Origin of the sequence: Bergeyella zoohelcum ATCC 43767 (assembly GCF_000301075.1) — a bacterium.
In the GTDB taxonomy this organism is placed as follows: Bacteria; Bacteroidota; Bacteroidia; order Flavobacteriales; family Weeksellaceae; genus Bergeyella; species Bergeyella zoohelcum.
Genome location: NZ_JH932293.1, coordinates 2,269,484 through 2,280,027, shown reverse-complemented (window position 1 = coordinate 2,280,027; position 10,544 = coordinate 2,269,484). Strand labels below are relative to the sequence as shown.

At 36.1% G+C, this 10,544-nt stretch carries 12 protein-coding genes; 10 read left to right on the top strand and 2 right to left on the bottom strand.

Annotation, left to right across the window (positions count from 1 at the left end):
• Positions 1-159: 159 nt before the first annotated feature.
• Positions 160-933, bottom strand: coding sequence for a hypothetical protein (locus HMPREF9699_RS10395; protein ID WP_147292202.1), 774 nt, complete (start codon positions 931-933; stop codon positions 160-162).
• 652 nt (positions 934-1,585) lie between these two features.
• Here HMPREF9699_RS10395 and HMPREF9699_RS11505 point away from each other — a divergent pair.
• From HMPREF9699_RS11505 to HMPREF9699_RS11255, 10 genes are all read left to right on the top strand, one after another.
• Positions 1,586-1,717 carry a hypothetical protein gene (locus HMPREF9699_RS11505; protein ID WP_260182295.1) on the top strand — a complete coding sequence of 44 codons (132 nt, stop codon included), beginning with the start codon at positions 1,586-1,588 and terminating at the stop codon, positions 1,715-1,717.
• A gap of 126 nt (positions 1,718-1,843) precedes the next feature.
• The gene (locus HMPREF9699_RS11500; RefSeq protein WP_245946126.1) at positions 1,844-2,098 is read left to right on the top strand and encodes an IS30 family transposase; all 255 of its coding nucleotides are present in this window, start codon (positions 1,844-1,846) and stop codon (positions 2,096-2,098) included.
• A 126-nt stretch (positions 2,099-2,224) separates the two neighbouring features.
• Positions 2,225-2,785 carry a guanylate kinase gene (gene gmk, locus HMPREF9699_RS10385; protein ID WP_002664600.1) on the top strand — a complete coding sequence of 187 codons (561 nt, stop codon included), beginning with the start codon at positions 2,225-2,227 and terminating at the stop codon, positions 2,783-2,785.
• A 3-nt stretch (positions 2,786-2,788) separates the two neighbouring features.
• Positions 2,789-3,565 carry a dihydroneopterin aldolase gene (folB, locus tag HMPREF9699_RS11520; protein WP_002664599.1) on the top strand — a complete coding sequence of 259 codons (777 nt, stop codon included), beginning with the start codon at positions 2,789-2,791 and terminating at the stop codon, positions 3,563-3,565.
• 138 nt (positions 3,566-3,703) lie between these two features.
• On the top strand, positions 3,704-4,681 hold the full coding sequence (locus tag HMPREF9699_RS10375) for an acyl-ACP desaturase (RefSeq protein WP_002664598.1): 978 nt from the start codon (positions 3,704-3,706) through the stop codon (positions 4,679-4,681).
• 105 nt (positions 4,682-4,786) lie between these two features.
• A complete protein-coding gene (locus tag HMPREF9699_RS10370) occupies positions 4,787-5,218 on the top strand; it encodes a BT0820 family HAD-type phosphatase (RefSeq protein ID WP_002664597.1) in 432 nt (143 codons plus the stop codon).
• 58 nt (positions 5,219-5,276) lie between these two features.
• Positions 5,277-6,086: a type I methionyl aminopeptidase gene (gene map, locus HMPREF9699_RS10365; RefSeq protein ID WP_002664596.1), complete on the top strand. Its 810-nt coding sequence runs from the start codon at positions 5,277-5,279 to the stop codon at positions 6,084-6,086.
• Positions 6,087-6,409: 323 nt separating this feature from the next.
• A complete protein-coding gene (locus HMPREF9699_RS10360) occupies positions 6,410-7,372 on the top strand; it encodes a T9SS type A sorting domain-containing protein (RefSeq protein WP_002664595.1) in 963 nt (320 codons plus the stop codon).
• 96 nt (positions 7,373-7,468) lie between these two features.
• The gene (locus HMPREF9699_RS10355; protein ID WP_002664594.1) at positions 7,469-8,428 is read left to right on the top strand and encodes a T9SS type A sorting domain-containing protein; all 960 of its coding nucleotides are present in this window, start codon (positions 7,469-7,471) and stop codon (positions 8,426-8,428) included.
• A gap of 162 nt (positions 8,429-8,590) precedes the next feature.
• Positions 8,591-8,926: a hypothetical protein gene (locus HMPREF9699_RS11255; RefSeq protein WP_147292203.1), complete on the top strand. Its 336-nt coding sequence runs from the start codon at positions 8,591-8,593 to the stop codon at positions 8,924-8,926.
• A gap of 98 nt (positions 8,927-9,024) precedes the next feature.
• On the opposite strand, the gene HMPREF9699_RS10345 is transcribed toward HMPREF9699_RS11255, so the two are convergent.
• Positions 9,025-10,542 carry a RagB/SusD family nutrient uptake outer membrane protein gene (locus HMPREF9699_RS10345; protein ID WP_002664592.1) on the bottom strand — a complete coding sequence of 506 codons (1,518 nt, stop codon included), beginning with the start codon at positions 10,540-10,542 and terminating at the stop codon, positions 9,025-9,027.
• Positions 10,543-10,544 lie beyond the last annotated feature (2 nt).

The following is a 10,544-nucleotide window of genomic DNA, read 5'->3' as shown; positions in this document are numbered from 1 at the left end:
AATGAAACCACTTTCATTATAACTCTTATAAGTCTATAAAAGACAATGCTTTACAAGGTTTTTAAGCACCATTTTTTGTTATATTGTCTAAAAAAGATATTATTGTCAATTATGCTATTTATTAGATCTATAACTTGTTATTATCTTTCTGTTATGTTTCTAATGTTGAATTCTTGATGTAAAAATATCTATAGATTCTAAGAGTTCAAAACTTACATTGTTTGCATTATTCTGTTTTATACCGTTCTGAATATTGGGATTATGGACAATGGCAAATTCTAAAAACTCATTTATTCTCTCATTAGGTATATTATTTTGAATAAAAAAATCATTATCCAATCTTTGTCTGATCCATTTTATATCTTTCTGTAGATCTTCATATTTGAATAATGCTTTTTGCCTTCTGCTATCGCCAGATATTATAGAGTAAATTTCTTGAATTTTAATAGTGGGAGCTAAGGAAAACAAAGGTAAAATCACATCATTTACCACCGTAGGCACTTTTTCTCTGTAATTTTCTTTAGGCTTAGGTAGTCCTATATTATTTTTCAACTTTTCTATTGAATTATCTATTTTCATTCTCTGAGCATCCTTTGTCAAATTGCCCGTTAATTTTCTCACTTTAATCTCCTCTATTTCAGTTGGTATTTTTACCATCCTAACTTCTACATCGGAATTGTTTTTTATTTTAAGGATGTATCTCTCATACCCCTCTTTAACAAACCTTAATTCATCATTCATTTCCCCTTCAATTACGAATTTTCCTTTGGAAGAAGTATAGGTTCTTTTTTTATTTACTGTATTGTACACTAGTGCATTAGAAATGTAATGATCATCAGATGAAACAGTTCCGGTAATAAAAGATTGTGCTTGCAATATTTCCGATAAGCAAACAGTTAAAAACAAAAAAAATATGGTAATTTTATTGTTCAATTTTTAATTGAATATTTATTGCAGGTGATGCCAATGAAACTTTTTTTAAGAGGACAGATAGAAAAGGAAAGCTAAAATTTCCCTTGAGTTAAATGAAAATTTCTCTCATATTTGTTCTCGAACAAAAGTGTCTAAATATGAGTTATTTAACACAGGAACAAAAGTACGAAATTCAAGTTTTATTTGCAAGAAAAAATATCAAGAGCTGAAATTGCAAGACGATTAATGAAGAGATTAAGCGGAATTCAGACGGCAGAAATGGTGTTTATAAAGCTGTTTTAGCTCAACGAAAATACGAACAACGGAAGAAAGAAAAACCTAAAAAAATCCGTTTTACCGAATCCATTAAAAAAGAAGTAATACACTTACTTTCAAAAGATTATTCACCTGAACAGATTGTATGTACACTAAAATTAGAAGGCAAAGAAACGGTTTCTCATGAGTGGATTTATTAGTTCATTTTGGAAAAAAAGCGAAAGGTAGGAGAACTTTATAAACACTTGCAAACCAAAGGTAAACGGTATAGGAAACGAGGTTGCCTCTCCTTCAGAGAGGGCGTACGGAGAGAAGATAAACGAGGGATTATTGCGGAAAGAAAAAGTATTGAAGAACCGCCTTGAGGTTGTAGAAAAACGATGTAGAACAGGAAATTATGAAAGCCGATTTGGTATTAGGTAAAAATCACAAAAAAGCTATTTTAACGATGAACGACCGAGCTACTGGATATACTTTTTTGGAGTTATTAGAGGGAAAATCCTCGGAAGAAGCTTTGATTGAAAAATAGAAATAATAATCTCTGATAATCAATTAACTATATATATTAGCCACTGATAATGGGAAGGAAATCAAAGATTCAACGAGACCGCTATTTTCTTTAAAAACAACGAGTTAATTTTCTAAACATAAGGAGTTGTCGGAAGGTTTTAATTTTGATTATTACTTTGCTCGTCCGTACCACAGCTGGGAAAGAGGCTCAAATGAGAATTATAATAAGTTGTTAAGGCATTATTTTCCAAAAGGTTATGATTTTAGCCTAATTACAGAACAACGATTAAAGGAGGTACAAGAAATTTTAAATACAAGACCACGCAAAAGATTTGGTTTTTTAAGTCCAAAACAAGTATATTTGAAAACAATTAATAATAACGGAAAGTTACTTTTATAAGTTGAATCTAGGTCTTAAAAAATGGAAAGATTGAAGAAAAAGGAATATATCAATCATTAGTTAATAATCGTGGATATTATTATGAACTTATAAAGAATCAACTAGAACTAGGAAAATAAATAAACAATGAAAAAAGTCATTATATTTTCAGCACCCAGTGGCAGTGGGAAAACCACTTTGGTTCAGCATTGTCTGCAAGTTTTTCCAGTGCTTCAGTTCTCCATTTCTTGCACCACAAGAGCACCTAGAGGAGCAGAAGTAGATGGAAAAGATTATCACTTTATCAGCCCCGAAGTTTTTAAGGCAAAAATAGAAGAAGATGCTTTCGTGGAATATGAGGAAGTCTATGCAGATAAATTCTATGGTACCCTCAAATCAGAAGTAGAGAGAATATGGAATCAGGATAAAATAGTCATTTTTGATGTAGATGTCAAAGGGGGAATTGCTTTAAAGAAATATTTTGGAGACCAAGCGATGTCTGTCTTCATCATGCCACCGTCCATTGAGGAGTTAGAAAGGAGGCTCAAAAACCGTGGTACAGATGACATAGAAACCATTAAAACCCGACTGGCAAAGGCGGAAAGTGAAATCCTGTTTCAGAAAAATTTCGATAAAATTATTGTCAATGCCAATCTAGATGAATCCAAAGAAGAAATAGAAAACCTTATCCGCCAATTTATCGCTTAAATTATGAAAGAAAAATTTCAATCGGTGCAACCTGTATTTTCTATAGACCCCGAGCAATTTGTTATTCCTCAAGGGGAGGAATTGAGAAACAAAATATTAGCACTTAAAAAAGAAAAAAAAGTCACGCTTTGGGTAGATACATCTGCTTCCGAAGTGCTTCATCCTTTTGCGGATGCTGTTTTTAATACTTCAGACTATCCTGCGATGATAGAAAAGTTTGAGGAAATGCCTTCTCTTATTCTCATTCTTCAGACCGATAGAGCTGTGGCAGAGCGTTTTTATGACCACTTTCTACAAAAAAAGAATGTGATTTCTCTCAATGCAGGTCATTCATTTACGGAAGAGGAGATATTGACAAAACTCTATAAAGCATTGCATTATGAGCTTCCAGAAGAAGCAAACCGATTGGATGTGGAAAAAATGAAAACCAAGATATCACTTTCTGATATTAAGATTTTCGCTTACCATGGTGTGTTGGAAGAAGAAAGAGTCATTGGCACGGATTACCTTGTCAATATAGAAATAGAAGCAGATGTAAGAAAAGCTACGGAATCTGATGATATTAATGATACCATAAGTTATGCAGAAATTAATAATATAGTGCATGAGGAAATGAAAATACCATCTCAGCTTATAGAACATGTAGCGGGAAGGATTTTTAGAAGTGTTAAAAGTAAATTTGCTGATATTCAGTATATCAAAGTGAGTATTACTAAGTGTTCTGCTCCCATGCAGGGAGAGAATGCAGGAGCTACCATCTGTATAGAGCAAAGGTTTTAAACGCAAAAAATACGGCATAGGATATTAACCAAATCAATTCTTCCATATAAAAAGTAGTAAAAAAATAATCATATTTTTTCATGATTATTAGGTGTAGAATAATATTTACTGTATCTTTGGAGGGTAAAAATTTACCCTATGTATGATAAATTAGTTCGCTCTGAAGTGATGCGTGTCTTGTCTAAGGAAGTTAATCAGTTTATTGATAAATATTTAACCCCTGTGGAAAAGATTTGGCAGCCCTCAGATTTCCTGCCAGATACCATGTCGGCAACTTTTCAAGATGATTTAGAGGAGCTACAAACCTATGCTCATGAGATGGATTATGATGTTTTTGTTACTCTCATTGGGGATTGCATCACGGAAGAAGCACTGCCAAGCTATGAAAGCTGGATTATGGGCATTGATGGGGTAGACCAAGAAAAAGGTGAAGGCTGGGCGAAATGGGTAAGGCATTGGACCGCTGAAGAGAATAGACATGGAGACCTGCTGGGGAAATATCTTTACCTTTGTGGACGAGTAAACATGAGAGAGGTGGAAATTACTACCCAATACCTTATCCAAGATGGTTTTGACCTCGGTACTTCTATGGATCCTTATCGGAATTTTGTTTATACTTCTTTCCAAGAGACTGCTACCAATATTTCTCACCGCCGCGTAGGTACTTTTGCTAAGCAAACAGGGAATAAAAAATTAGCAAAAATGTGTGCCGTAATTGCAGCAGATGAAGCCAGACATGCCAAAGCCTACAAGAGTTTTATCACCAGAATATTCGAGATGGATGCTTCTGAGATGATGCTCGCTTTTGAGGATATGATGAAGAAAAAAATAGTGATGCCTGCCCACCTAATGAGAGAAAGCGGACAGAAAGCAGGGGAGCTTTGGGGACATTTTTCAGATGCAGCACAGCGTTGTAGGGTATATACCGCACAAGACTATATTGATATTCTAAAAGAACTTTTAGAAGACTGGAAAATAGAGCATATCACAGGGCTTAATGAAAAAGCTCAGAAAGCTCAGGAGTACCTAATGAAACTCCCTGCCAGACTCCAAAGAATTACGGATAGAATGGCAGAACCATTATTAGAATATCAGTTTAAATGGGTGAGGTCCTAAAAAAATCATTGTGAAAGTTAGCGAGAAATAGAAAGTCTCGCTTTTTTTGTGAGATATGTCCATACTGAATTTTGTATATTTGCCCAACCTTTTTTTTACCATAAGATGAAAAGTAATAAAAAATTAGCCATAGATTTTGATGGAACCATCGTAGAAGATGCATATCCAGGAATAGGAAAACCTAAAGTTTTTGCTTTTGAAACGCTAAAAAGATTCCAAAGCGAAGGCTACCGATTGATTCTATGGACTTATCGTCATGGGCAAAGCCTTCAGGATGCAGTAGAGTTTTGTAAACAAAATGGAATAGAATTTTATGCTGTAAACTCTAGTTTTGAGGGGGAAATTTTTGATGGAAACACCGCTTCCCGAAAAATAGATGCAGATATTTTTATTGATGATAGAAACCTCGGAGGATTCCCAGGGTGGGGAGAAGTATATAATATTGTCAATGATAAAATAGAATTTAGAGTAGAAGGAAAAGAGGTACTTCCATATTCTAAAATGAAAAAAGAAAAAAAGAAAGGACTATTTTGGTAATTCTTACCTGATTGTTTTTTAACTCTTCTAATTTTTCTCAAATTTTTAAATCGTTTTAATGATTCAGTTAAAATCTATAGACGAGCTTAGGCTCATGAAACAAAGTGCTCAATTGGTTTCTAAAACTTTGGGCATGGTGGCAAAAGAAATACAACCGGGGGTTACTACGAATAAAATTGATAAACTTGCTGCCGAATTTATTCGTGATCATGGTGGCGAACCTGCATTCTTAGGGATGTATGGCTTTCCTAAAAATCTTTGTATCTCTCCTAATGCCGAAGTAGTCCATGGTATCCCGAATGATAAACCATTGGAGGAAGGAGATATCCTCTCCGTGGATTGTGGCGTGTATATGAATGGTTTTTATGGAGATCATGCTTATTCTTTCCAAGTAGGCGAAGTAAAACCAGAAGTGAAAAAACTCCTTGAGGTTACTAAGGAATCATTGTATAAAGGCATAGCACAGTGTATCCGAGGGAAGCGAGTAGGAGACATTTCTCATGCTATACAAACCCATTGTGAAGCACATGGCTATGGCGTGGTGCGTGAACTGGTAGGGCATGGATTAGGTAGAAAAATGCACGAAGACCCACAAGTGCCGAATCATGGAAAAAGAGGAAGTGGTAAAGTACTGAAAGATGGTATTGCCTTGGCGATAGAGCCCATGATTAATCTAGGAACGCATGAAGTAATCTTCCATGATGATGGCTGGACGGTTACCTCTAAAGATAATTCTCCTTCCGCTCATTTTGAGCATAATGTGTGTATCATCGGAGGAAAACCCGTTTTGCTCTCCACTTTTAAGTATGTGTACGAAGCACTCGGCATCCAAAGCGATGAAGAAGCACCGTTTACCATGGATTTTTAAAAAAAGAGTGGATATATATATCCGTGTACTTTTTAAATCGTTTGCTAGAAATAAACGAATGAAGTAATAATTTCACAGCTATTATACAAAACCACATAGGTACATTAAGTTAGTTCTAATGTTTCTATGTGTTTTTTAATTTAATATTCAGGGAAATGATTTTTACTCGCTTCTTTTAAGAGAAATTGAAAAAAGAAATGAGATTATTTATGTGAAATATCCATAATCATTTTTTTTTTTGTAGCAAATTCTTGCAATAAGTATATTAGGGTACCCTAAAAAAATGATATATTTGCACCAGATTTTTTTAAAAATATTTTTTTATGAAGAAACCTTTACTTATAGGAATGCTAGCACTAGGGGCTTTGCTTTCTGCACAGCAGCTCATTTCTTTTGAAAACACCGAAGGATTTACCTTTGGGAATGTCCATGGGCAACAAGGATGGATGACAGGGGTAATGGTAGGTAGTAATATGGGAATTAATAATTCTGCATTATTGACCACTAATATTCCTAATATGGATGTAGTTAATCATCAGTTTTTCCATGGCACACAGGCACTAAAATTATTTCCTAACGCTAACCACAGTAGCTTAACTAATTATGATTTATTAGGTGCTTTTCGTACGCTTTCCACTCCCATAGATACTAGTAATTTTACTGTTTCTTATGATGTCAAAATTCAGGAGTTGTATGCTTCTGAGTACATTTTTCAAGGAGTGAATACCAATGCCAATGGCACGGCTCAGGTTTATCGTATGAATTTTGATTTTGATGGAAATGTATATGTAGGAACGGGAGTTTCTAATGGAGTAACATTAGCACAAGTAAGCTCTTGGACACCTAATACTTGGCATAGAGTAAAAATCGTAGGAACACCTACAGGAATAGATTATTATTTAGACAATAATCTTATTGCTGTAGCTCCTCATTTGAATCCTGCCAATACTACTATGAATCGTATAGATTTTGTGCATGATAATGATGGGGACACGGGGGCTTTTGTGGATAGAATAGCCATTAACAATGAGGCTGCACTCAGCGTAAAAGAAACTGCGGAAACTAATACAGCCATTACTATCTATCCGAATCCTACTGCAGATATACTCCATATTTCATCTGAGGAAAAGATACACAGCGTAGCCATCTTTGATATGACGGGCAGAAGAATGAATGCCGAGCTAAAGGCACATGAAGTAGATGTAAATCATTTCCCAAAAGGAAATTATATCATTACTATTTCTACTAGAAAAGGGGAGTTTTCTAAGAAGTTTATTAAAAAGTAATCTATTTATCTGCCATTTTTGTAGCGTCTCAATGATTTGGGACGCTTTTTTATTAAAAAAATGGTATATTTGTGTAGATGTAAAAAAAATAAATCTATGAAAAAACATTTACTTGTAGGAATGGTAGCGTTCAGTTCGTTACTTTCCGCTCAGCAGCTTATTTCTTTTGAAAGTACCGAAGGTTTTACACTCGGGAGTATCCATGGGCAGCAAGGATGGGTTACAGGGGTAATGGATGGCTATGATCTAGATGTCAATAATACCGCATTATTGGCTACCAATATTTCTGATATAGACATCACCAATACTCAGGCATTTCATAATACCCATAGCCTTAAATTATCTCTTACTCCCCATACTTCTTTAGGAGGTTATGACTTATTAGGTGGTTTTTATGAGCTATCTGCTCCGTTAGATGTGAATAATTTTACTATTTCCTTTGATGTGAAAATAGAAAATGTGAGCAATAATGATTTTATATTTCAAGCCGTGAATACCAATGCCAGTGGTACTCCATTTATCTACATGCTCGATTTTTCTTATGATGGGAATATTTATGCTTTAACAAGTACAGGCGTAGGATTTGATTTAGCACAAATTTCTCCTTGGACACCTAATACTTGGCACCGAGTAAAAATAGTAGGGACACCTACGGGAATAGATTATTATCTGGATAATAATATTATCTATGTAGCTCCTCACCTAAACCCTGCCAATACGACCATCAATCGTATAGATTTTTTACATGATAATATAGGGGATACCAATGGTTTTGTAGATAGAATAGCCATTAATAATGAGGCTGCACTCAGTGTAAAAGAAACTGCGGAAAAGAATACAGCTATTACCATTTATCCGAATCCTACAGCAGATGTACTCCATATTTCATCTGAGGAAAAGATACACAGCGTAGCCATCTTTGATATGGCGGGAAGAAGAATGAATGCTGAGCTAAAGGCACATGAAGTAGATGTAAATCATCTCCCAAAAGGAAACTATATCATTACTATTTCTACTGAGAAGGGAAAAGTTTCTAAAAAGTGGATAAAAAAATAGCTTTTATTTTAAATGAAGTCATCAGAAAAGATGCTTTTTGTTATTTATACTTTGTCAAGGCTTTGAGGCTTTGACAAAGTGCTTTATATGCCCATGTGAGATACTTTCCTGTCTTCGGAAAACGCCAAACATTCGTGCGGGAGATTTTCCTGTCTTCGGAAAATGCCAAACATTCGTGCAGGAGACTTTCCTGTCTTCGGAAAACGCCAAACATTCGTGCAGGAGACTTTCCTGTCTTCGGAAAACGCCAAACATTCGTGCGGGAGACTTTCCTGTCTTCGGAAAACGCCAAACATTTGTGCGGGATACTTTCCTGTCTTCGGAAAACGCCAAACATTTGTGCGGGATACTTTCCTGTCTTCGGAAAATGCCAAACATTCGTGCGGGAGATTTTCCTGTCTTCGGAAAACGCCAAACATTCGTGCAGGAGGTTTTTTCCAAAAAAATAAGCACACCCATCAGGTGGATGTGCTTACCATGAAACAATTTAACTGTTAATATGAGTGTAAATTAAAATTAAACCGCTTCAAAGAATGAAAAAGAAATATTAATTAGGGAATGAAAAGTAGGATAAAGATTTATCCTACCTTTTCGGGTTAGTATCCTTTGTTTTGTACCACATTGGGGTTGGCAGATAGTTCAGATAGAGGGATAGGTAGGGTGTACCTATAATCTCCGTTTGGCAAATTCAGAAGTTTAATAGGATGTACATCTGCATTTACTCTATCCATGGTTACTCCTGCTTTGGCAGCCACTCTTTTTAGGTCTATATAGCGGTGTCCTTCAAATGCCAGTTCCACTCTTCTTTCTTTCAGGATGTCTGCCCAAGCCTCTTTTGCATTGGCATATTGAGGTGTAGAGGCTAGTCCTAGGTAATTACGGGCTTCTCTTACTTTCTGTATATAGTGTCTCGCTTGTGCTAAATTGCCCTCGTGGGTAGCACACTCTGCTAAGATGAAATAGATTTCAGAGAGTCGGGCTACTTTTAAATCATTTCTTACTGGGGAAATGCCTTTTCCTGGGTATTTATCTATCACTCCGGACTGTACACCACCATTGGCTTCTAGTGGAGAGGTAGGGTCTATATAGGTGTATCTTCTGATGTCTCCTGGAGTTTCGGAGATGATTTTGGTGATATTGGTACCCGCGAACCATTGTACTGACCCTTGGAAATTGGTACCATTAAGAGCGAATATCCTTGCTACGGCAGAACCTACTCCTCTTACGGGTCTAGATAACGCAAAAATCACTTCGCCTTGGTCTGCATCTGACCAAATTCTTCGGTATGGGCTATTAGAGTTATCTCTATAGAAAGCATTTCTCCATGCTTGGGTTTGTACCTCTGCTGAGGTGAAGTTTCCTGCTGGGGTGAGGCTAAGCCCTGATTCTGTGAGGACTTTTTCTGCAAATATTTTTGCCTGTGCGTGGTTGCCTCTGTAGAGGTAAAATCTTGCCTTAAGGGCATTTACGAAATTTTTGCTTACAAAATATCTGCTTCCTTGGTCTAGAGCGTCATAGGCTTCGTTCAGGTCTTGTAGGATTACATTTTCCACCTCTTTATTAGAGCTTCTCGGGAGTTTAGAGTTGGCATCTAAGAAAGTAGCATTACTGATGATGACACCTTTTCCATTGTCTTGTGTAAGGTCTTCAGAAAAATGGGTGAGTAGCTGTGTGTAGGCCAAAGCTCTTAGCACTTTAGCTTGTGCGATGGCTTTATTATATTGTGCCTGTTCTGATGAGGTAGGAGTGTATTTTTGGGCACCTTCTAAAAATCGGTTGGCATTCAGAATAAGTCCATAGTACTTGAGCCACAAATCGGAAGAATAGCTGTTATTACTATTAAAAGTATGGGTAAAGAGTACATTACTTAGGATGTTGTTTGTCTTTACTTCATCGGAGATAAGTGCAGAGGCTTCTATAGCATCTACAATATCGGTGCTATTGTACACATCATTGAGTGCTCCTTCTATATTTTCTAAGCTGGTAAAGAGTTTTTCTGCGTTTACCTCCCCAGGCTGTACTATATCTATGGCATCTCTACAGCTGTGGAGTGCGGTAAGGGTTCCTACGGATAAAAGGGAAAGTATGCTGAGTTTTAATATCTGTTTTTTCATTA